The sequence below is a fragment of the Streptomyces sp. NPDC003027 genome, assembly GCF_053591435.1.
In genome coordinates this window covers 63,985-84,972 of the sequence record NZ_JBSFTU010000021.1, presented here as the reverse complement: position 1 = coordinate 84,972, position 20,988 = coordinate 63,985, and the positions used below count along the sequence as shown (strand labels likewise).

The following is a 20,988-nucleotide window of genomic DNA, read 5'->3' as shown; positions in this document are numbered from 1 at the left end:
GGGCGCCCCGGCCTTGCCCGCAGGGACGGGTCCCGTACGACTCTCCGTCCCCCGCACCACGCCGCCTGCCCTGGCTCCTCAGCGGAGCCAGGGCAGGTCCGCGTTGGGGTCCGAGGGCTCCAGGCCCTCCGCCATCAGCCGCATGATCTCGCCGAGCTGCTCCACCTGGCGCGGGGTGAGCCGGTCGAACATCGCCTGCCGTACGGCGGCGACATGGCCGGGCGCGGTCCGCTCCAGGACCGCGAAGCCCTCGTCCGTGAGGTGGGCGAACTGCCCGCGTTTGTCGGAGGGGCAGTCCTCGCGCGCCACCCAGCCGTTCTTCTCCAGGCGGGCCACCGCGTGCGAGAGCCGGGAGCGGGTGATCTTCGCGCCCTTGGCCAGCTCGGTCATCCGCAGCCGCCGCCGGGGTGCGTGGGAGAGCTGGACGAGGAGTCCGTAATAGATGTGCGGCATCCCGGCGTCGCGTTGGAGCTGGCGGTCGAGGTGGTCCTCGAGGAGGGTGGTGGCGTGGAGGTATGCGCGCCAGACGCCCTGCTCCTCGTCGCTGAGCCAGCGGGGCCCGCTCTTGGATGCGTTGGTCATGTATCTATCCTACGACCCATCCTTGAAAGTTGAACTAAATGAGGCCTAAGCTTGTCATGTCAGATGAGCTTGAACCTTAAAGCACCTCGCGCTTGCCGAATTCTGGGAGGCGGTCGTCATGGACGCCACGCTCGAACGGATGCCCGCCCTCTACCTCTCGCACGGCGCCCCGCCACTCGCCGACGACCCCGTCTGGCCCGGCGAGCTCGCCGCCTGGTCGGCCGGGCTGCCCCGCCCCCGGGCGATCCTGATGGTCTCCGCGCACTGGGAGGAGGCTCCGCTCGCCCTCGGCGCCACCGAGACCCTGCCGCTCGTGTACGACTTCTGGGGCTTCCCCGAGCACTACTACCGCGTGCGCTACCCGGCCCCCGGCGCCCCCGCGCTCGCCGCGTCCGTCCGCAAGCTGCTGCACGGGCCCGGTACGCCGGTGCAGGACGTCCCCGACCGGGGCCTCGACCACGGCGCGTACGTACCGCTGGTGGAGATGTTCCCGGACGCCGACATTCCCGTACTCCAGATCTCCCTGCCCACCCTCGACCCGGCGAAGCTGATGGAGATCGGGCGCAGGCTCGCGCCTCTGCGGGACGAAGGGGTGCTCATCGTGGGCAGCGGCTTCTTCACCCACAACCTGGCGGCCCTGCGGCACGCGGGCGGCGGGGTGCCGGGCTGGTCGGCGGAGTTCGACGACTGGGGCCGCCGGGCGCTGGAGGCCAGGGACGTCGACGCGCTCCTCGACTTCGCACACACCTCCCCGGCCGGCCGTCTCGCCCACCCCCGCACCGAGCATTTCGCGCCACTCTTCGTGACGCTGGGCGCCGCGGACGCGGCGGGGGACCTGGACGGCGGCCGGAGCGTCATCGACGGCTTCTGGATGGGCCTCGCCAAGCGCTCGGTGCAGTTCGGCTGACCCGCCCGCGCCCGGGCCGGCGCGGAGCAACCAGAAGAGTGCGCGCGCCGTCTTCACGGGCGGGGCGGACGCGGCGGTTCACCCGTCGGCGGGCACGGCGTCCAGCCTCCTTACCGCGCTGACCTGCGCCTCTGTACGATCCGGCACCGTGCGAGCGCCCCGGCGGCGGCACAGGGTACTGCATGATCGCGAAAATCGATGCGGTGCGTGGGAATTCTGTCCCGATTCCAGTCGTTGTTTCCGTCGGATGCAGGGCACCCGTAAGGGTGTCGCGACCTACTCAGCAAGGGAGCACGCATGGCAACCCGTGCCGTCGCCCGTCGTTCGTCCGCCCCCAGCGGCAGCCGCTCGAGGGCAAGCAGCGTTCGCGCCGTGGGCGGGGAGATCGCCGACCGCGACCTGGTCGGCATGTACCTCGACGAGATCGCGCGTACGCCCCTGCTCGACGCCGCCAAGGAGGTCGAGCTCTCCCAGGACATCGAGGCGGGTGTGTACGCCCAGCAGATCCTCGACGGAGAGGTCGAGAGCGACGCGGCCGGAGCGTCCCGTGAGGAGCTCGAGGCGCTCGTCGCCGCGGGCGAGCGTGCCAAGGACCTCTTCATCAAGTCCAACCTCCGCCTCGTCGTCGCGGTGGCCCGCCGCTATCCCCGCAGCGGACTGCCCCTGCTCGACCTGATCCAGGAGGGCAACGCGGGCCTGGTGCGCGCGGTCGAGAAGTTCGACTACGCCAAGGGCTTCAAGTTCTCCACGTACGCCACGTGGTGGATCCGGCAGGCCATCACGCGGTCCATAGCCGACCAGTCGCGCACGATCCGGCTCCCCGTCCACCTGGTGGAGGAGCTGGGACGGATCCGGCGCGTCCAACGCGAGTTCAACCGTGAGAACGGCCGTGAGCCGGAGCCGGCGGAGATCGCGGCGGAGCTCGATTCGACACCGGCGCGCGTCGTGGACGTCCTCGACTGGGCGCGGGATCCGGTCTCGCTGAACATGTCGGTGGACGACGAGGGCGAGACGCAGTTCGGTGACCTGCTGGAGGACACCTCGGCGGTCTCGCCGGAGCAGTCGGTGCTCACGCTGCTGCGCAGCGAGGAGCTCGACGACCTGATCGACAAGCTCGACCACCGCACGGCCTCGATCATCCGGATGCGGTACGGCATCGAGGACGGCCGGGAGCGCACGCTGACGGAGGTCGGCAAGGAGCACGGCCTGACGCGCGAGCGCATCCGCCAGATCGAGAAGCACGCCCTGCTGGAACTGAAGAAGATGGCCCGCGACACCGGATTCGACGCGGTGGCCTAGGTGCGTCCGGCCCGATCGGCAGGACGGCTCCCGAGGACCTGACCGGCCCCGACCCGCCGGACAGGCCCCGGAGTGGCCGCCGGCAGACCGGGCCCGGGGCTCCGGGCCGGGACGCCTCGGAGCGCGGCGAGCCGGGCCGCGGGTGGCCGCTGGGGCCCGACTTTCGGCTGCCGGGCCGGCCGGCACGCGACTCAGGCCACCGACGACGCCAGCCGGGCCGCGAGGTCCCTCACGTACCTGACCAGCGTGTCCGGCGCGTGGACCGTGAAGTCGCAGTCGACCAGGGCGAGGCGGAGCGCGATCCATTCGACGGAGTCGGCCGTGCGGGAGCGCAGCCGGCAGGTGTCCGGGCCCGTGGCGGTGGGGGACAGGTGCGAGGGGAGCCGGGCCGCGACGAACTCGGCGGGGGCGGCGAAGTCGACGTTCAGCTCGAACTCGGGCTGCGTCCGCGACATCGAGCGGGTCATGAACTCCGCCGCCCCGCCCGCGGGCAGCTCACGCGGCGCGAAACGGGCGCCCGTGGCGAACGGGTCGCTCACCCGGTCGACCCGGAACGTACGCCAGTCCTCGCGCCCCAGGTCGTACGCGACGAGATACCACCGATGCCCGGTCGACACGAGCCGGTACGGCTCCACCAGCCGCTTCGACTCCGTACCGTCCCCGGCGCGGTAGCCGAAGCGCAGCCTCTCCTGCCCCGTCACCGCCCCCGCGAGCGCCGTCAGCGTGGAGGGGGCGACCGTCGCCCCGTCGCCCCGGGTCAGCGGGATCGTCGCGTGCTGCAGCGTGGAGACCCGGTGCCGCAGCCGGGACGGCAGTACCTGCTCCAGCTTCGCCAGAGCCCGTACCGACGCCTCCTCCACGCCCTCGATCGCATGGCCGGCGCCCGCTCGCAGGCCCACCGCGATCGCCACGGCCTCCTCGTCGTCGAGGAGCAGTGGTGGCATGGCCGTACCGGCCACCAGGCGGTATCCGCCCACCGCGCCCTTCGACGCCTCGACCGGGTAGCCCAGCTCCCGCAGCCGGTCGATGTCCCGGCGGATCGTGCGCGGCGAGACGTCGAGCCGCTCGGCCAGCTCGCTGCCGGGCCACTCGCGCGGCGTCTGGAGGAGCGACAGCAGATTCAGGAGTCGTGCGGGGGTGTCCGTCATGGAGACCAGGATGCCGCTCATCTAGGACATGGACTGACCTAGATGACTTCTACCTTCTTCCTATGAGTTCACACGACGCCGCCGGACCCGGCACCGACCGCAGGCGATGGATCGCCCTCGCCATCGTCATGACCGCCGCCTTCATGGACCTGGTCGACGCCACGATCGTCAACATCGCGATCCCCAGCATCGAGCGCGGCCTCGGCGCCTCGTTCGGGGCCATCCAGTGGATCACCGCCGGGTACGCCCTCGCGTTCGCCGCCGGCCTGATCACCGGAGGCCGGCTCGGTGACATCTACGGCCGCAAGCGGCTGTTCCTCCTGGGCACGGGCGCCTTCACCCTCGCCTCCGCCCTCTGCGGCTTCGCCGTCAACCCGGAGATGCTGGTCGCCTCCCGCCTTCTCCAGGGCGCGGCGGCGGCCATGATGGTGCCGCAGGTCCTGTCGATCGTCCACGTCACCTTCCCCGCCCACGAGCGCGGCAAGGTCTTCGGGATGTTCGGCGCGATCATCGGCCTGGGCGCCGTGTCCGGGCCGCTGCTCGGCGCACTGCTGACGCAGTGGAACCTCTTCGGCCTGGAGTGGCGGCCGATCTTCCTGATCAACCTGCCGGTCGGCATCGCGGGCCTGATCCTGGGCCGCAAGTTCATCACCGAGTCCAAGGCTCCCAAGGCGCTCCGCCTCGACCTGGTCGGCGTCCTGCTCGTCACCCTCGCGCTGCTGATGCTGATCTATCCGCTGACGCGCGGCCGTGAGCTGGACTGGCCGCTGTGGGGCCACCTGTGCATGGCCGGCAGCCTCGTCGTCTTCGGCGCCCTCGTCGCGTACGAGAAGTACAAGACGAGGAAGGACGGCTCCCCGCTGGTCGAGCTGTCGCTTTTCAAGGTGAAGAGCTTCGCGGCGGGTATCGCGGTGCAGCTGACCTTCGGTGTCGTGATGGGCATCTTCTTCCTGGTCTGGACGCTGTACATGCAGATCGGGCTGGGTTGGAGCCCGCTCAAGGCGGGTCTGACCGGGGTGCCGTTCTCGATCGCCGTCTCGGTGGCGGCGGGCCTGTCGGTGCAGAAGCTGGTGCCGCGCTTCGGCCGGAAGGTGCTGCAGGCGGGCGCGCTGACGATGGCGGCGGGTGTGCTGCTCTACCTCTGGGAGGCCGGCCGGTACGGCACCTCCGTCCACCCCTGGCAGATGATCGCGCCCCTCGTGATCATGGGCCTGGGCATGGGACTGATCGTCGCCCCGCTGACGGACGCGGTGCTGTCGGACGTACCCAGGGAGCACGCCGGTTCGGCGTCGGGTCTCATCAACACGACCGGGCAGATGGGCAACGCGCTGGGGCTGGGTCTTGTGTCGGTCGTCTTCTACGGCGTGATCGACGAGGAGCGGCTGGCGGCGGCTCCGGGGGAGATCGGGACGGTGTTCGCGGACGCGTTCCAGAACGCGCTGGGGTGGGTGGTGGCGGTGCTCGTCGCGATCTTCCTGGTGATGTTCGCCCTGCCGGCGAAGCCGAAGCAGCACGTGGAGGGTGCGGAAGCGGTGGAGGACGAACTGGTGGAGGAGCTCGCGAAGGAGCCGGCGCTCATCCACTGAACCGGTGACGTACCGAGGAGACCCGGGTGCCAGGGGCCCGGGTCTTCTGCTGTCGTCGACTGCCCGATCGTGTCCGTCCGTATGCCCGAGTGTGTTTACTTTGCCGACACGCGGGCGTAGCCTGCTGGTGAAACCACAGGTTCGGGCATGGAACGGACGTAAAGCCACATGTACGCACCCGAGCGACAGCAAGAGATCGTGCGGCTCGCCCGCGAGAGCGGACGCGTCGACGTCCTCTCCCTCGCCGAGGAGTTCCAGGTCACCGCCGAGACCGTACGGCGCGACCTCAAGGCCCTCGACCGGGCCGGACTCGTCCGCAGGGTGCACGGCGGCGCGATACCCGCCGGGCGGCTCGACTTCGAACCCGACCTCGCCGAACGCGAGACCACCGCCGCCGACAAGAAGGACCGGATCGCCCGGGCCGCCCTCGCCGAACTGCCCGAGGCGGGAAGCGTGGTCCTCGACGCGGGAACCACCGTCGCCCGGCTCGCCGCCGACGTCCCCCTCGACTGCGGGCTCACCGTCGTCACCCACGCCCTGCCCGTCGCCGCCCGCCTCGCCGACCACCCCGGCATCGATCTCCACCTCGTCGGCGGGCGCGTCCGGCACCGCACCCGGGCCGCCGTGGACGCGTGGGCGCTGCGGGCGTACGGAGAGATCCGCGCCGACGTCGCCTTCCTCGGCGCCAACGGCTTCTCGCCCGAACACGGTCTCACCACCCCCGACCTCGCCGAGGCCGCCGTCAAGCGGGCCGTCGTCGCCTCCGCCCGCAGGGTCGTGCTGCTCGCCGACTCGGCCAAGCACGGCCAGGAGCACTTCGCCCGCTTCGGAGACCTCGCCGACGTCGACCTGCTCATCACCGACAGCGGGCTCAGCCCCGAGGACGCCGCGGCGATCGAGGCCGCGGGAACGGAAGTCGTACGCGCATGATCCTCACCGTCACCCCCAACCCGTCGCTGGACCGGACGTACGAAGTACCGGCCCTGGACCGCGGCGAGGTGCTCCGCGCCTCCGCCGAGCGGATGGACCCCGGCGGCAAGGGCGTCAACGTCTCCCGGGCCGTGGCCGCCGCCGGACACCGTACGGTCGCCGTCGTCCCGCTCGGCGGAGCCCCCGGCGCGCTGGTCGCCCAGCTCCTCGCCGGGCAGGGGATCGAGGTGGCGCCGGTGCCGGTCGCCGGACACACCCGTTCCAACATCGCCCTCGCCGAACCGGACGGCACGCTGACCAAGGTCAACGCGCCCGGGCCGGAGCTGAACGCGGAGGAGTCCGAGACGATCCTCGCCACGGTCGGCGCGTACTCGCCCGCCGCCGACTGGATCGCCTGCTGCGGCAGCCTGCCGCGGGGCCTCGCGCCCGAGTGGTACGCCGAGCTGGTCACCCGCGCGCACGGCGCGGGCGCCCGGATCGCGCTCGACACCTCCGGGCCCTCGCTCCTCGCCGCGCTCGCCGCCCGGCCGGACGTCGTCAAGCCGAACGTGGAGGAGCTGGCGGAGGCCGTGGGCCGTCCGCTGGCCACCGTCGGCGACGCCGTGAAGGCGGCGGAGGAGCTGCGGGAGCGGGGCGCGGGCGCGGTGCTCGCGAGCCTGGGCGCGGACGGCCAGGTGCTGGTGTCGGACACCGGCACCTGGTACGGCACGGCGTCCGTGGAGGCGGTCCGCTCCAACGTGGGCGCGGGCGACGCCTCCCTGGCCGGATTCCTCGCGGCGGGCGGCGAAGGCCCGGACGCCCTGGCGGCGGCGGTGGCGCACGGCGCCGCGGCTGTCCAGCTGCCGGGCAGTGAGATGCCGACGCCTGCCGATCTGAACCCGTCGGCGGTCACCGTGACCGCGGACGTACCCCTCGACCGAGTACTCAGCGAGCAAGGGAGCCCGCGATGAGCAAGATGATCACCGCGGACCTGGTCGATCTCGACCTGTCCGTCGGCACCAAGGAAGCGGCGGCCCGCTCGCTCGCGGAGCGCATGGTGGGGCTCGGCCGGGTGACCGACCTCGACGGCTTCCTGGCGGACGTCGCCGCCCGCGAGGCCCAGATGCCGACCGGCCTGGACGGCGGCATAGGCATCCCGCACTGCCGCAGCGCGCACGTCACCGAGCCGACCCTGGCCTTCGGCCGCTCGCGCGAGGGCGTCGACTTCGGCGCCCCGGACGGCCCGGCGGACCTGATCTTCCTGATCGCGGCCCCGGCGGGCGCCGACGACGCCCATCTGACGATCCTGTCGTCCCTGGCCCGCCAGCTGATGAACGAGGAGTTCACGGGGGCGCTGCGCGGGGCGACTTCGGCGGCGGAGGCGGCGGCGCTGATCGCGGGCGACGCCACCCCGGGAGGGGCGGCGAGCGGTACGACCGCCGCCGGAGGGTCGTCCAGCACGGGCTCCGGCGGGGGGTCGGTCACCGGGCCCGTCTCCGGCGAGGAGCCCGCCTCGGAGCCTGGCACGGCGCCCGCCTCGGAGCCTGCCTCGGGCGAGGCGGATGCCACGGAGCCCGCCGCCGACGGGGCGGCCCCGGCCGCCCCCGCCGCCCCGCGTGGTGCGGGCAACGCGGACGCCGGGGAGCCGGCGGGAGCGGCCGGTGACAGGGCCGCGCCGGCCTTCCGGATCGTGGCCGTCACCTCCTGCCCCACCGGTATCGCCCACACCTACATGGCCGCCGAGTCCCTGGAGAAGGCCGGTCCGGCCTCGGGGGCCGAGGTCGTCGTCGAGACGCAGGGGTCCGCCGGGTTCACCCGCCTCGACCCCGCCGTCATCGCCGCGGCCGACGGCGTGATCTTCGCGCACGACGTGCCCGTCCGCGACAAGGAGCGGTTCGCCGGGAAGCCCACCGTCGACGTCGGCGTCAAGGCCGGCATCAACCGGCCCGCCGAACTGATCGCCGAGGTCAAGGAGAAGGCCGCCCGCGGCGAGGTCACCGCCGCCGCGAAGCACGGCACTCCCGTCGAGAACGCGGGCGGGCCACACGAGGGTTACGGCACCAAGCTCCGCAAGTGGCTGATGTCGGGCGTCAGTTACATGGTGCCGTTCGTCGCCGCCGGCGGTCTGCTCATCGCCCTCGGGTTCGCCGTCGGCGGCTGGGACATCGACAAGGCGCCCTCCGTCGCCGAGTACTTCGCCTGGGGCCAGGCCGACAGCTGGGCCGCCCTGATGTTCCAGATCGGCGGCCTCGCGTTCGGCTTCCTCGTCCCGGTCCTCGCCGGTTACATCGCCTACGGCATGGCCGACCGGCCCGGTCTCGTCCCCGGCTTCGTCGGCGGTGCCATCGCGCTCACCATCAACGCCGGTTTCCTCGGCGGTCTCGCCGCGGGTCTGATCGCCGGTGGCACGGTCCTCGCCATCCAGAAGGCGAGGGTGCCCACCGCTCTGCGGGGCATCATGCCCGTGGTGGTGATCCCGCTGCTGTCGTCGATCGTCGTCGGCTTCCTGATGTTCCTGGTGATCGGCAAGCCGATCGCGAGCCTCCAGAAGGCGCTGACCGACTGGCTGTCCGGCCTCTCCGGCGCCAACGCGATCATCCTGGGCGTCATCCTCGGCCTGATGATGTGCTTCGACCTCGGCGGCCCCGTCAACAAGGTCGCGTACGCCTTCGCCGTGGGCGGCCTCGCCAACCCCAACGAGGGCTCCCTCAAGGTCATGGCCGCCGTGATGGCCGCCGGAATGGTCCCGCCGCTCGCGATGGCACTCGCCACGACCGTGCGCGGGAAGCTGTTCACCAGGACCGAGCGGGAGAACGGCAAGGCGGCCTGGGTCCTCGGAGCCTCGTTCATCAGCGAGGGCGCCATCCCGTTCGCCGCGGCCGACCCGCTGCGGGTCATCCCGTCGGCGATGGCGGGCGGCGCGGTCACCGGCGCCCTGTCGATGCTCTTCGAGTGCACCCTGCGGGCCCCGCACGGCGGCATCTTCGTGATCCCGCTGATCGGCAACCCGCTGCTCTACCTGGTCGCGATCGTGGCGGGAACACTCGTCAGCGCCGCCCTGGTCGTCCTCCTCAAGGGCGCACGCCGACCGGCCCCCGAGGCCGCCCCGAGCGACAACCCGGAGCCGGCCGGCACCGACACGAAGGTGGCCGTGGCGGCCTGACCCGGCCCGGCCCCACGGACAGGGCGCCGCATGACCGCAGCGGGAGGGGCGGTGCGCATCACCAGCGCACCGCCCCTCCCGCGTACCGCGTTCGGTCAGGACTTGGGCAGGGTGTTCACGTAGTTGGTGCCGTCGGCGTGGAAGCCGTCCACTGCCTTCTCGACGTCCTCCAGGGACACCTTCTGGCCGGCCTGGTAGTAGGTCCAGTCGACCCGCATGTCCCAGGTGCGGTCGCCCTTGAAGGGAAGGTCGACGAGCCACGCGCTGAAGTGGATGCTCATGTGCTCGCGCGGGAAGTGCTCGCTGCCGTGGCTGAACAGCTCGCGTCCGTCCATGGAGTAGACGACCTTCCCGTCCACGGCGCTGATCATCATGGTGTGCCAGCCCTTGAGGGACTTGTTCTCCAGGGAGCGGGTGACCCGGTCTCCCTGCGTGCTGCTGCGCCAGCTCGTGGTGTCCAGGCGGGGGCCCACGGCACCCCAACCCCCGTTGGGCATGTACTCGAAGTCGAGTTCGCTGTACTTCGTCGACCGGTGGTCGGGCGAGATCGCGAAGAAGGACTCGTTGATGTGGTCGCCGTCGCGGCCGTCCGTCGGCTTGTCGCTGAAGTGGACGCGGGCGGCGAGGGTGCCCGTGGAGAAGTCGGGCTTGGTGGTCAGCAGCTCGGACTGCTTGGTGCCCTGCTTGGTTCCGTCGGTCGTGAGCCGCAGCTGGAGTGCCTGGCCGCCCTTGGTGTCCGCTGTGGAGGGGAAGCTGATGTGCGAGGGCGCCCAGGTGTCCTTGATGCCCGGGCCGCCCTCGCCGGTGCGGACCTCCCAGCCGTTGGCCGCGAGCGCGGGGTCGTTCGGACCGGTGTAGTGGAAGTTGTCGAACAGGACGCCCGCCGGCGGCGCGCTCACGGCCCGAGCCGGCACGGAGCCGGCGGCGGCCGAGGGCGCGCCCTGCCCCTGCGCGGTGGTGCCCTCGCCGGGCTCGTCGCCCCAGACGCGCGTGCCACGGAGGTACGCCGGCACCAGCTTCGACTCGGTGTAGTGCGTGTGCTCGCCGTTGAACGAGTGGTCGTCCGCCTGGTTCAGCGCCTTGTGGTCGAGGCGGTAGAGCTGAAGCCCGATCCCCTGGGTGGTCTCACCCGGCTTCAGACTGCCGGCCGCGGACGAGAAGCCGATCTGAAGGTAATGGCTGGCGGTGGACGCGGGATCGGTCAGTGCGCCGATCTTCGCGGTGACGTTCGTGCAACCGACGTACGTCTGGACGCAATTGGATCCGTATGTGGCGCCGTCATCGGCGGCGAAGTAATACCGCAGTGTCACGTCGCTGAGAGGCACGGTCTTGTCGGACGTGTTGGTGACTTCCAGCCATGGCTTGGCCACCGTGTCCGTGGCCGAGCCATCGGTCTTGTAGCGGACGGTGAGTTCGGTGGGTTCGGGATTGGCGGCACGCCACATGGGATAGATCGCGGTGGCGCCACCGGCGAGTACCGCCACGACGAGCAGCAATTTGAGCACGGTCCACGCGCGACGAGGGCGTTGGCGGCGGGCACGGCTCACGGAAGCTCCTTGGTGAGATGCAAGTGCGATTTCGGAAACGCGCGCTTCGCATCAGGTCTGCGACTGGTCGAGTCTTATAAGCGGCGTCATCGTAACCATGATTGACCACAATTCGGGAGACGCTTAAAAGATCACCGGTGTGACCGATTGGGCGCGGTTCGCCCATCTCTGTCGCCACCCGGACTCACGCGCCATGGCCTTGGGGGCGGGGCCGGGGGGCCGCGGTCCTGCGGGAGTGATCTCGATCACCGATCGGCGCTCCGCCTGTGTGTCGAAGCGTCTGGCTTGTCGCGTTTTGCCGGACGAGGTTGATGCGAGGCGTTCAGCTGTGTGATCGCCCTGGTTCACCTGCGGAGACCCTCCACGCGCGGTCGCGTCCCTTCCGGGCGGATGGTCGTACGCGCGTGCGGTATCTTCTCGACATGCTTTCACAGGATCAACACAGTATGACGATCCTGGGCGCTTGATCTGGGTGGGGGAGAAGGCTTTTGTCAGGCACTCGTGTGCGTCGCGCGCGCGTTGAAGCGCCGCGCGCGTCCGGCAGTCGGCACCGTCGAGGCCGCGTGTCCCCCCATGAGGGGGGCGAGACCCTCTACGACACCGTCATCCTGGTCCCGGCGCGGAACGAGGAAGTCGGCGTCCTCACGTCGCTGGAGTCCCTGGCCGGCCAGAGCCGGCGCCCCGACCTCATCATCGTGGTGGTCAACAACTCGACCGACCGTACCGAGGAGTTCGCGCGCCAGTTCGCCGACGACCCGAACTCGCCCCTCACGGTGGTCCTCGACCTTCCGAACAACCCGCACAAGAAGGCGGGTGCGCTCAACCACGGCCTGCAGTGGCTCAGGGAGTCCGTCGGTGGACGGCTGACCGGCGGGGTGCGACACGTCCTCGTCATGGACGCCGACACCGAGCTGCACCCGCGGTTCGTCGAGCGAGCCCGCAACGTCATCGCCTCCGACCCGGAGCTCGGTGGTGTGAGTGCCGCCTGCCTCGGCCGTACCGGCCTGTGGCGCAACCCGTGGCAGCGCTACCTGCTCGGCATGCAGATCATCGAGTACGGCCGAGCCGCCAACGCCCGCTACCGCAGGGACGTCCACACCATGTCGGGTGCCGGCTCCTTCTACCGGGCCGAAGCCCTGCAGAGCCTTCTCGACTGGCGGGGCGAGGTCTTCTGGGAGGACCACGCCAATCTGGTCGAGGACTACGAGACCACGCTGGCGCTCAAGGAGTCCGGCTGGAAGGTCACGGCCAACCAGCTCTGCATCGCCTACACCGACCTCATGCCCACCCTGCGCGAGCTGATCCAGCAGCGTGAGCGGTGGAGCCGTGGCACCGTGGACACCTTGCGTGCCCGAGGGTGGACGAAATTCACCTGGCACTCCATCTCGACTGTGATTCTGGGCCTCTTGGGCGCCATCTACATTCTGGGGTGGGGATCGACACAACTGGTGCTAGCCGCGAAGCACGGTTTCTCCCAGCAGCCACTCTTCCTGGCGCTCTTCGCCTTCTGGATCATCTATCCGGCCCTTCGCGTACGGAATCTCGGCTGGAAGGCGATGCTCGTCGAGGCCCTGCTCATTCCGGAGCTGGTGTTCACCGTCGTGCGGACGTACTGGCTTGCCTCATCCATCGTGAAGTCTTATGTGACACGCGTATCCGCGTGGAAATGAATCAAGGAGAGAGATGAATTCCCTCAAGGGCTTGGGGGTCTGCGTCGTGATCGCGGGCATCGCCTATGCGCTGACCCAGGTGCCGAGCGTCGACCTGCTGATCCTCGGCCTGAGCGTCACGATTGTCGTCGTGTCTCTGACCACGTACATGGCATCCATCCGGCGGCGTCGGCAGGATTTCCGCGTCGCCGGTGAGGTGAGCCCACGTCGAGCCGCGCGGGGCTGACCGACCCTTCCGCGTGGCACGGCCGTACCCGCGGGGAAGTGAGGCCCGCCCCGCTCGTCCACGCAGGTGGCACGGGCGGGGCGCGGCCCACTCCTTCCTTCTTCCGTCAGTCAGGCGGCTCGGCGGCCCCGCAGCGACCTGAGACCGTCAGCGCACCCGCGCCCGGTGCTCCATCGCGTCGCGTGCCGCTCGCTCGCCCTCGTACACCTCGCACATGTGGCGGCCGTCCGGTGTCGCCGTGTGCTCGACCTCCCACAGGCTCAACTCGCTGCCGTCGAGCAGCAGGAACGCGTGCTCGTAGAGCGTGAATCCGGCACCCCGGCGGCTCTCCGCCGGGCACTGGCGTCCGAACGCCTGCGTGATGTGGTGGGCGAACGCCAGTCTCAGCCGCCGCGCCGTCCCCTCGCCGGGCCGGTCCGCGTTCTCCGCGCGCCGCAGCACCCGGCGCGCGTGGTCCGCGGAGTTGTCCGGGACGTACATCCGGGGCTGGGTCGGTATCGGCCGGGCCAGCAGCGCGCTCAGCGACTCCAGGTCGCCGTCGTCGAGGTCGAACCCGTCGGCGCGCTCCACGTCCCAGCCCGGGTCCAGGCCGGTCGGCAGCAGTCGCGACGCGGCGAGCCGGGCCTCGCCCTCCTCCGCGTACAGCTCGTGGCGCTCGGCGCCGTCCCGGCCGGTGTTGTGGACCAGCTCCCACAGGGTCAGGGCCGTGCCGTCGGCGAGCAGATAGGTGTGCCGGTACATGGAGCGGTGCAGCGACGCGCTGTGGTGCGAGGAGTGCAGCGCGCTGGAGTGGGCGAGCGCCGTCTCCAGGTGCTCGACCGTCGTGTCGGGGAGATCGAAGGAGTTGAGCGCCCGGCCGAGGAGCCGCTCGACGTGCGTCTCGGTCGTCTCGTACGGAACGTGAGGATCACGCGGATCGTTCAAGAGGGTCTCCAGGCCGTCGCCGCATGTCACTTGGTGCTTGCTTAACGTAGTGCCTGGGTCTGACATCGTGTCCGGTGTTCGGGAAAACGGCGGGGGCGTAAGCGAAGTTCCCGCGCGCCCCCTCGTCCCCCTCGCCGCGGGCCCCAACTGCCTTCCGGTCAGGGGAAGTCGGGGTCGCCGGTCCCGCCGTACAGTTCCCGGTACGCGGGGAAGTCCCCGCCCGGGCCCGACACGCCCGCGGCCGTCTCCAGGACCGCCCGCACGATCGCCCGGGTCACGGTGTCCGCGCCCGCCGCCAGGATGTCGTTCAGGGCGAGCGGCCCGGCCTCGGCGGGCAGCTCCCGCTCCCCCGTCGCGAGGGCGAAGACGGTGTCCCCGTCGTTCAGCAGGTGCACGGGGCGAACGGCCCGCGCGATGCCGTCGTGCGCCGTGCCCGCCAGCTTCTGAGCCTGCGCGCGGGTGAGGGCGGCGTCCGTGGCGACGACCGCCAGCGTGGTGTTGAGTGGCGGCGCCGCGTAAGTCGCCCGCGCCTGGGCGAGACGCCGCCGCGCCGCCTCGTGGACGGCCGGCTCCGGATAGTCCGGACGGCCCTGGAAGTACCGCCCGTACAGCACCCCCGTCTCCGGATCGACGGCCGACCCCACCGCGTTGGCCACGACCAGGGCGCCGACGGTGATGCCCGAGGCGAGGACCGTGCTCGCCGTACCGACCCCGCCCTTGAGCCCGCCGACGACGGCTCCGGTGCCCGCGCCGACCGCCCCGGTCTCCACGCGCGCGTGGAGCTCCGTCGCGGCCGCCGCCTCCACCGCCGCGCGCCCCGTGGCCGCGTCCGGACGGGCGGTGAAGTCCCCGCCGCGGCCCAGGTCGAAGACACACGCCGCGGGGACGACCGGGACCACATGCGAGGGGTCGGGCCCCACCCGCACCCCCCGGCCCCGCTCCTCCAGCCAGGCCATCACACCGGCCGCCGAGTCCAGGCCGTACGCGCTGCCGCCGGTCAGGACCACGGCCTCGATCCGCTGGACGACGTTGCGCGGGTCGAGCGCGTCGGTCTCCCGCGTGCCCGGGCCCCCGCCGCGTACGTCCACGGCCGCCACGGCCCCGCCCTCCGGGGCGAGGACGACGGTGGTGCCGCTGAGCGCGTCCGGCCCGGCCACGTGCGCGTGGCCGACCCGGAGGCCGCTCACGTCCGTGAGTGCGTCGTGCTTCGTCATGGCCCCTGCGTACCACGCCCCTCGGCTCCGGCGCCGACCGTTCCCCGCCCTGACCGTCGGGCTCGGCAGGCGCGGGGCAGACGATCGCGGGCTCACGATCATGCGCGCAGACGATCGTCGGGCTCGCGATCACGCGCGCTGACGACCGTCGGGCTCGCGATCACGCGCGCTGACGACCGTCGGGCTGAGGATCGTGGGGCTGTCGATCCTGGTCGTCGCCAGCCGGGGAGCTCGGCCCGAGGGACCGCCGATGACCCCCAAATCACCCGGGAGCGAGGCCGAATTCCGGGCGTACCCTGGACGTATGAGCACCGCCCCCACCCACGGCCCGCGCAACGCGAAGCAGTCCGACGACGATCCACGACCGCGACCGAAGCCGGCACTGATCTTCGATGATCCGCTGGACCAGCAGTCCGCGGACGACACGGACCGCGGGTGGGGCGAGCGGCCTCCTCACGGCGGCGACAGTGCCGCCGATCTCGCGCGCTTCCTCGACGAGAAGCCGCCGCACCACCTCTGACGCCGGCGCGAGCCGTCGGCTAAGGGGTGATGTGCGCCCCCGTGCCGCCCCCGGCCGCTGAGCCGCCGCCCGGGCCACCGCCGCCCGGGCCACCGCCGCCCGGGCCACCGCCGGGCGTGCCACCCGGCGTGCCGCCCGAGCCACCGTCCCCGCCGCGCTGCGCCACGAGCGCGTCGCGGATCTCCTTGAGGACCTCCAGCTCGCTGACCTCGATGGTCTCCTGGACGCCCTCCTTCGCCTTGTCGTGGGCCGCCCGCTTGGCCAGGATCTTGGCCATCGGCAGGACCATCAGGAAGTAGACGACGGCCGCGGTGATCAGGAAGCTCAGGATCGAGCTGAGGACCAGGCCCCACTGGATCTCGATACCCCGCATCTCGCCGTCGACCATGGTGCACGGTGCCTTGAGACAGGACTTGTAGCTCTCCAGGTCCTTGGTCCCGAAGGCGCCGACCAGAGGGTTGATGACCCCCTTCACCACCGAGTTCACGATGTTGGTGAACGCGGCGCCGATGACGACCGCCACCGCCAGGTCGATCACGTTCCCGCGCATCAGGAAGGCCTTGAAGCCCGCCAGCACGCTCTCCTTCTTCGGGGTCACCCGGATGCCTTTCGCCGCGTGTGCAGTTGACGGAGCCATTAGGCCGCGACCGGCGCGGAGGCGTCCAATCGGTGCACCCGGACCGGCTACCCGGCACGCTGCCCGTACGAATCAGCACAGGGTCACCGCCAGTTGGGACGTGATCCCCGCACCGGCCAGAGCCGTCGCCGTCGACCGCGGCACGGACAGGACGACCAGCGCCCCACCGTCCGGACGCGCCCCACCCGGGCGCGGGACGTCGGCCACCCGGGCGGCCGTGGCGACCACACGCGGCTTCCCCGCCTCGCCCGCCGCCGAGTCCGGCGCCGCGATCACGTCGACGCGGTCACCGGGGCGCAGCAGCGCCACGGCCGCCGCGTCGGCGATCCGTACCGGAGCGGACACCAGCCGCACCGCGGGAGGCCGGGGCCGCTCCCGCGCCTCCCGGTGCGGCGGAGGATCCGCGGACACCTCCCCGGCCCCGGCCACCGCCAGCGCCGCCGCGGTCAGGGCCAGCACGGCGGCGGGCGCACGCCTCCTGCGCCGCAGGGCCCGTCGCAGACGCTGCCGCCCGCCCCGCACCCGTAGAGGTTCGAACTGCGGAACACCGCACGTCGCCGGAACGGGCGAGAGGAAAGGGGGCCGGGCCCGGCTGTGCGTGTCGGTCCCGACCGGGCCATAGGTGTGGGTGCGGCCGGGGGTGTGAGGCCGGGTGTGGCCGGGGGTGTGGCTGGGGGTGTGAGGCCGGGTGTGGCCGGGGGAGGTCGTCATCGCGAGCACCACCTGTCAGGAGATCCGAAGAGCCGCTCCCCACCTTCCCGGCTTCGCGCGCCTCCCGCTCCGGCCTGTGGACCGACCCGCTCCTGTGGACAACTCCCTCACCCCTCAGGGTGACCCGAGGCAGTTCGGAGCCGGAGCCCGGAACGCCAAAAAGCCCCACCGCGCACAGCGGTGGGGCTTTTGGAAGGGGCTACGGAAAGACGGAGGCTCAGGCGGCCGAGCTGGCGGAGCTGGAGCCGCTCGACGTGCTGGACGTCGTGCTCGACGACGCGGCCGGCTTCGCGTCCGAGGACGCGGAGGTGGCAGCCGTGGACGGCTTCGACGACGAGGCGGCGGGCGAGCTGCTGGACGACGAGCCGCGGCTGTCGTTGCGGTAGAACCCGGAGCCCTTGAACACGATGCCGACCGCCGAGAACACCTTCTTGAGGCGTCCCTTGCAGCTCGGGCACTCGGTCAGCGCGTCATCGGTGAACTTCTGCACCGCCTCGAGGCCCTCGCCGCACTCGGTGCACTGGTACTGGTAGGTCGGCACTGTCTTCCTCCTGGCACTCACACTCATCGAGTGCTAACGACGATCCATAGTGACCTATTCCGCGGGATCAGTCCACCGTCACCGGCACTCGGTGACCGATACCACGTGCGGCGACCCGTCCGGACGCCTGGGGGGCAAGGCGCGAACGCAGCGCGAGGAGCGTGGCCAGCGCGAGCGCCGTGCCCACCAGCGGCACCAGGAATCCGGTGCTCGCGCCGTGCCCGTCGGCCAGCCGGCCGGCGACCGTGACGGCGCCGGCCTGGCCGAGGGCCACCGCGCCCGTGAGCCAGGTGAACGCCTCGGTCCGGGCGTTGGCCGGGACCAGGGTCTCGACGATGGTGTAGCCGGTGATCAGGGCCGGGGCGATGCACAGGCCGACCACCAGACCCAGGGCGCCGAGCAGCGGCACGGAGTGGACGGACCAGAGCAGCGAGGCCGCCACGGTCAGTCCGGCGTAGCCCAGGATCAGGCGCTTGCGCGGGCCGATCTTCCAGGCGACGGCGCCGCAGGCGATGCCCGCGAGCATGTTGCCCGCGGCGAAGATCCCGTACAGCAGACCGTTGGCGCCGGGGTTGCCGATCTCCTCGGAGAACGCGGTCAGGGAGACCTGCATGCCGCCGAAGACCGAGCCGATGCCCAGGAAGGCGATGGCCAGGACCCGGACGCCGGGGATGGAGAGCGCCGAGACGCGCGGTCCGGCGGAGGCCGCCGCGACCAGGCCGTGGGCGGGCTGGGTGCGCCGCTGGGCGGCGAAGAACAGGCCGCCGAAGAGCGTCAGCGAGGCTTCGGCGATCAGACCGGCGGCGGGGTGGACGCCGGTGCACAGCGCCGTCGCCAGAACGGGGCCGACGACGAACGTGAACTCGTCCGTCACCGACTCGAAGGCCGCGGCCGTCGGCATCAGCGGCGAACCCTCCAGCTTCGCCGCCCAGCGGGCGCGCACCATGGGGCCGACCTGCGGCACCGAGGCACCGGCCGGCACGGCGGCGAGGAACAGCGCCCACATCGGGGCGCCGGCCAGGGCGAGCGCCGTCAGGGTGGCGACGGCGGCCGAGTGGATCAGGACGCCGGGGATCAGGACGGCGCGCTGGCCGAAGCGGTCCGCGAGCTTGCCGCTCTGCGGGGCGAACAGCGCCATCGAGACGCCGGTGGCGGCGGCGACGGCGCCGGCGCTGCCGTACGAGCCGGTGGTGTGCTGGACGAGCAGGACGATGCCGATCGTCAGCATCGCGAACGGCTGCCGGGCGGCGAAGCCGGGCAGCAGGAACGACAGTGCGCCGGGTGTGCGCAGCAGCCGGCCGTAACCGGCCGCCCGCTTTCCGGCCCGCTTGCGGGGCTTCCCCACCCGGCCGGTGTTCTCGGCGGGGGGCTGGGACGTCGCAGGTGTTACGGACGTCGCAGGTGTTACGGATGTGTCGGACGTCGCAGACGTCTCAGCCGCCGCAGGCTTGTCGGAGGTGACCGTGGACACCACGGTCCTTGCCTTTCTGCCGCCTGGTAGCGCGCCCCGTGCACGGTGGTGCGGGTGTCGCCGAGAGCTGTCCTCATGCGCGGAACTGCGGTAGATGCCGGGCTCCACTGCGAAGGGTGCCTCGGCCGCCATACGGTCGCGCCAGCTCTGCGTCAGGCAGAGTTGGTTCGATCAGGTGTGCCTTCATGGTACAGGGAAGAGCGCCGTCCCGCCTGAGAAAACGCCCTTCTCGTACGATCGATGCCTGTGATTAACCGGACGTTCGCTTGCGGATGGGCCGATGGGTCCGCCCGTCGGTCCCGTCCTCGCCATGCCGGTGGCCGTGCCGCCGGTGTTCGGTGACCGCCGTGGCCCCGCCCGTGCCCAGCCATCCGGCGAGCTTTCCGCCCTGCCCCACGGCCCGCAGCCGCCGCTCGGCGGCGTCCCGCACGGGATCGGTCGCCACCACGAGCAGCTCGTCCCCGCGCCGCAGGACGGTGGTCGGACCCGGTACGAAGCTCTTGTCGTCGCGTACGACGAGGGTGACCGCCGCCCCGGCCGGAAGGCGCAGCTCCGCGACCTCGACGCCGTGCATCCGGGAGCCCGGGGGGATGGCGACCGACAGCAGGTGTCCGCGCAGCCGCTCCAGGGGCGCCGACTCGACCCCCAGGTCGGCCGCCTCCGCCCCGTCGCCCAGCTTCAGCGCACGGGCCAGCCACGGCAGGGTCGGGCCCTGGACGAGGGTGTAGACCACGACGAGCACGAAGACGATGTTGAAGACCCGCTCGCTGCCCTCGATCCCGGAGACCATCGGGATCGTCGCGAGAATGATGGGGACCGCTCCGCGCAGGCCGGCCCAGGACATCAGCGCCTGTTCCTGCCAGGGGATGCGGAAGGGCAGCAGGCTGAGGAGGACCTCCAAGGGGCGGGCGACCATCGTCAGGACCAGGCCGATGACCACCGCGGGCCAGAAGTCGGCGAACAGCTTGCTCGGCGTCACCAGCAGTCCGAGCAGGACGAACATGCCGATCTGGGCGATCCAGCCGAGCCCCTCGGCGAATCCGCGGTTGGCGGGCGCGTGCGGCAGCTTGGCGTTGCCGAGCACCAGCGCGGCCAGATAGACGGCGAGGAAGCCCGAGCCGTGCGCCATGGCGCCGGCCGCGTACGCCACGACCGCGATGGCCATCACGGCGATCGGGTAGAGGCCGGAGGCGGGCAGGGCCACGTGCCGGAGCCCGTACGCGCCGAGGAGGCCGACCGTGAGGCCGATGGCCGTGCCGATGGCCAGTTCCAGGACGATCGTGCCGACGAGGAGATACCAGCTGTCGACCGGACCGACCGTCGAGAAGGCGACGACGAGGATGACGACGGGGGCGTCGTTGAAGCCGGACTCGGCCTCGAGCACACCGGTCACCCGGGAGGGCAGCGGCACCTTGCGCAGGACGGAGAAGACGGCGGCGGCGTCCGTCGAGGAGACGACCGCGCCGATGATCAGGGCCTGCCGCCACTCCAGGCCGACCAGGTAATGGGCGGCGGTCGCCGTGATGCCCACGCTCACCGCGACGCCGACGGTCGACAGCACGACCGCCGCGGGCAACGCGGGTTTGATCTCCTTCCACTGCGTCCCCAGGCCACCCTCGGCCAGGATCACCACGAGGGCGGCATAGCCGATCACCTGGGTCAGTTCGGCGTTGTCGAAGGCGACGTTGCCGATGCCGTCCTGCCCTATGGCGATCCCGATCCCGAGATACAGCAGCAGGCTGGGGAGCCCGCTCCGGGACGAGATCCGCACCGCCGCGACAGCGATGAGCAGCACGAGCGAGCAGATGAGCAGGAGTTCATTGAGCTGGTGGACAGTCAGTGGCCGTTCCTTCCCCTCGCGCGCAGCCGGATCGTTCCAGCAGTCGACACTTCGTTACCTTACCTAATCTTTAACGTTCTCTTGACGCCGTCC

At 71.5% G+C, this 20,988-nt stretch carries 19 protein-coding genes; 9 read left to right on the top strand and 10 right to left on the bottom strand.

The genetic code is table 11. From position 1 onward, the window contains the following. Positions 1 to 78 precede the first annotated feature (78 nt). Positions 79 to 582 carry a MarR family winged helix-turn-helix transcriptional regulator gene (locus ACWDX6_RS17325; RefSeq protein ID WP_451485750.1) on the bottom strand — a complete coding sequence of 168 codons (504 nt, stop codon included), beginning with the start codon at positions 580 to 582 and terminating at the stop codon, positions 79 to 81. 118 nt (positions 583 to 700) lie between these two features. Between ACWDX6_RS17325 and ACWDX6_RS17320 the strand changes: the two genes are divergently transcribed. Next, positions 701 to 1,489, top strand: coding sequence for a dioxygenase family protein (locus ACWDX6_RS17320; RefSeq protein WP_451485749.1), 789 nt, complete (start codon positions 701 to 703; stop codon positions 1,487 to 1,489). Between the two features lie 297 nt (positions 1,490 to 1,786). Then, the gene (locus ACWDX6_RS17315) at positions 1,787 to 2,788 is read left to right on the top strand and encodes a sigma-70 family RNA polymerase sigma factor (protein WP_451485748.1); all 1,002 of its coding nucleotides are present in this window, start codon (positions 1,787 to 1,789) and stop codon (positions 2,786 to 2,788) included. A 191-nt stretch (positions 2,789 to 2,979) separates the two neighbouring features. On the opposite strand, the gene ACWDX6_RS17310 is transcribed toward ACWDX6_RS17315, so the two are convergent. Then, positions 2,980 to 3,936, bottom strand: a complete 957-nt coding sequence (locus tag ACWDX6_RS17310) for a helix-turn-helix transcriptional regulator (protein WP_451485786.1) — start codon at positions 3,934 to 3,936, stop codon at positions 2,980 to 2,982. Positions 3,937 to 3,998: 62 nt separating this feature from the next. Here ACWDX6_RS17310 and ACWDX6_RS17305 point away from each other — a divergent pair, with 62 nt between their 5' ends. The 4 genes from ACWDX6_RS17305 to ACWDX6_RS17290 all read left to right on the top strand — a co-directional run bounded on the left by ACWDX6_RS17305 (position 3,999) and on the right by ACWDX6_RS17290 (position 9,594). Next, positions 3,999 to 5,522 carry an MFS transporter gene (locus ACWDX6_RS17305; protein WP_451485747.1) on the top strand — a complete coding sequence of 508 codons (1,524 nt, stop codon included), beginning with the start codon at positions 3,999 to 4,001 and terminating at the stop codon, positions 5,520 to 5,522. Between the two features lie 168 nt (positions 5,523 to 5,690). Beyond that, positions 5,691 to 6,452, top strand: coding sequence for a DeoR/GlpR family DNA-binding transcription regulator (locus ACWDX6_RS17300; RefSeq protein WP_451485746.1), 762 nt, complete (start codon positions 5,691 to 5,693; stop codon positions 6,450 to 6,452). Further along, entirely contained in the window at positions 6,449 to 7,402 is a 954-nt protein-coding gene (gene pfkB, locus ACWDX6_RS17295; protein ID WP_451485745.1) for a 1-phosphofructokinase, read from the top strand. The genes ACWDX6_RS17300 and pfkB overlap by 4 nt, the downstream gene beginning before the upstream one ends. Then, the gene (locus ACWDX6_RS17290) at positions 7,399 to 9,594 is read left to right on the top strand and encodes a PTS fructose transporter subunit IIABC (RefSeq protein ID WP_451485744.1); all 2,196 of its coding nucleotides are present in this window, start codon (positions 7,399 to 7,401) and stop codon (positions 9,592 to 9,594) included. Before pfkB ends, ACWDX6_RS17290 begins: the two co-directional genes overlap by 4 nt. A gap of 95 nt (positions 9,595 to 9,689) precedes the next feature. On the opposite strand, the gene ACWDX6_RS17285 is transcribed toward ACWDX6_RS17290, so the two are convergent. Beyond that, positions 9,690 to 11,141 (bottom strand): cellulose binding domain-containing protein, encoded by a 1,452-nt coding sequence (locus ACWDX6_RS17285; protein ID WP_451485743.1) that lies wholly within the window; start codon positions 11,139 to 11,141, stop codon positions 9,690 to 9,692. Positions 11,142 to 11,704: 563 nt separating this feature from the next. Here ACWDX6_RS17285 and ACWDX6_RS17280 point away from each other — a divergent pair. Both ACWDX6_RS17280 and ACWDX6_RS17275 read left to right on the top strand, forming a co-directional pair. Continuing rightward, positions 11,705 to 12,811 carry a glycosyltransferase family 2 protein gene (locus ACWDX6_RS17280; RefSeq protein ID WP_451485742.1) on the top strand — a complete coding sequence of 369 codons (1,107 nt, stop codon included), beginning with the start codon at positions 11,705 to 11,707 and terminating at the stop codon, positions 12,809 to 12,811. A gap of 13 nt (positions 12,812 to 12,824) precedes the next feature. After that, the gene (locus ACWDX6_RS17275) at positions 12,825 to 13,037 is read left to right on the top strand and encodes a hypothetical protein (RefSeq protein WP_451485741.1); all 213 of its coding nucleotides are present in this window, start codon (positions 12,825 to 12,827) and stop codon (positions 13,035 to 13,037) included. Between the two features lie 147 nt (positions 13,038 to 13,184). On the opposite strand, the gene ACWDX6_RS17270 is transcribed toward ACWDX6_RS17275, so the two are convergent. Next, positions 13,185 to 13,961 carry a DUF6227 family protein gene (locus tag ACWDX6_RS17270; RefSeq protein ID WP_451485740.1) on the bottom strand — a complete coding sequence of 259 codons (777 nt, stop codon included), beginning with the start codon at positions 13,959 to 13,961 and terminating at the stop codon, positions 13,185 to 13,187. A 158-nt stretch (positions 13,962 to 14,119) separates the two neighbouring features. Then, positions 14,120 to 15,175 carry a P1 family peptidase gene (locus ACWDX6_RS17265; protein ID WP_451485739.1) on the bottom strand — a complete coding sequence of 352 codons (1,056 nt, stop codon included), beginning with the start codon at positions 15,173 to 15,175 and terminating at the stop codon, positions 14,120 to 14,122. Between the two features lie 304 nt (positions 15,176 to 15,479). On the opposite strand from ACWDX6_RS17265, the gene ACWDX6_RS17260 reads away from it, so the two are divergent. Further along, positions 15,480 to 15,695: a hypothetical protein gene (locus ACWDX6_RS17260; protein WP_403293226.1), complete on the top strand. Its 216-nt coding sequence runs from the start codon at positions 15,480 to 15,482 to the stop codon at positions 15,693 to 15,695. A gap of 19 nt (positions 15,696 to 15,714) precedes the next feature. Here ACWDX6_RS17260 and mscL read toward each other — a convergent pair whose 3' ends face one another. From mscL to ACWDX6_RS17235, 5 genes are all read right to left on the bottom strand, one after another. Continuing rightward, positions 15,715 to 16,293: a large conductance mechanosensitive channel protein MscL gene (mscL, locus tag ACWDX6_RS17255; RefSeq protein WP_451485738.1), complete on the bottom strand. Its 579-nt coding sequence runs from the start codon at positions 16,291 to 16,293 to the stop codon at positions 15,715 to 15,717. Positions 16,294 to 16,404: 111 nt separating this feature from the next. Then, positions 16,405 to 16,791: a hypothetical protein gene (locus ACWDX6_RS17250; protein ID WP_451485737.1), complete on the bottom strand. Its 387-nt coding sequence runs from the start codon at positions 16,789 to 16,791 to the stop codon at positions 16,405 to 16,407. A 469-nt stretch (positions 16,792 to 17,260) separates the two neighbouring features. After that, complete coding sequence (locus ACWDX6_RS17245) at positions 17,261 to 17,584, bottom strand: FmdB family zinc ribbon protein (protein ID WP_451485736.1); 324 nt, start codon at positions 17,582 to 17,584, stop codon at positions 17,261 to 17,263. A gap of 67 nt (positions 17,585 to 17,651) precedes the next feature. After that, the gene (locus ACWDX6_RS17240; protein WP_451485735.1) at positions 17,652 to 18,929 is read right to left on the bottom strand and encodes an MFS transporter; all 1,278 of its coding nucleotides are present in this window, start codon (positions 18,927 to 18,929) and stop codon (positions 17,652 to 17,654) included. Positions 18,930 to 19,305: 376 nt separating this feature from the next. Continuing rightward, positions 19,306 to 20,895, bottom strand: coding sequence for a potassium/proton antiporter (locus tag ACWDX6_RS17235; RefSeq protein ID WP_451485785.1), 1,590 nt, complete (start codon positions 20,893 to 20,895; stop codon positions 19,306 to 19,308). Positions 20,896 to 20,988: the final 93 nt, after the last annotated feature.

Coding starts and splice junctions, on each gene's coding strand:
- ACWDX6_RS17325 (WP_451485750.1), bottom strand. CDS start 582: ATGACCAACGCATCCAAGAGCGGGCCCCGCTGGCTCAGCGACGAGGAG.
- ACWDX6_RS17320 (WP_451485749.1), top strand. CDS start 701: ATGGACGCCACGCTCGAACGGATGCCCGCCCTCTACCTCTCGCACGGC.
- ACWDX6_RS17315 (WP_451485748.1), top strand. CDS start 1,787: ATGGCAACCCGTGCCGTCGCCCGTCGTTCGTCCGCCCCCAGCGGCAGC.
- ACWDX6_RS17310 (WP_451485786.1), bottom strand. CDS start 3,936: ATGACGGACACCCCCGCACGACTCCTGAATCTGCTGTCGCTCCTCCAG.
- ACWDX6_RS17305 (WP_451485747.1), top strand. CDS start 3,999: ATGAGTTCACACGACGCCGCCGGACCCGGCACCGACCGCAGGCGATGG.
- ACWDX6_RS17300 (WP_451485746.1), top strand. CDS start 5,691: ATGTACGCACCCGAGCGACAGCAAGAGATCGTGCGGCTCGCCCGCGAG.
- pfkB (WP_451485745.1), top strand. CDS start 6,449: ATGATCCTCACCGTCACCCCCAACCCGTCGCTGGACCGGACGTACGAA.
- ACWDX6_RS17290 (WP_451485744.1), top strand. CDS start 7,399: ATGAGCAAGATGATCACCGCGGACCTGGTCGATCTCGACCTGTCCGTC.
- ACWDX6_RS17275 (WP_451485741.1), top strand. CDS start 12,825: ATGAATTCCCTCAAGGGCTTGGGGGTCTGCGTCGTGATCGCGGGCATC.
- ACWDX6_RS17265 (WP_451485739.1), bottom strand. CDS start 15,175: ATGACGAAGCACGACGCACTCACGGACGTGAGCGGCCTCCGGGTCGGC.
- ACWDX6_RS17260 (WP_403293226.1), top strand. CDS start 15,480: ATGAGCACCGCCCCCACCCACGGCCCGCGCAACGCGAAGCAGTCCGAC.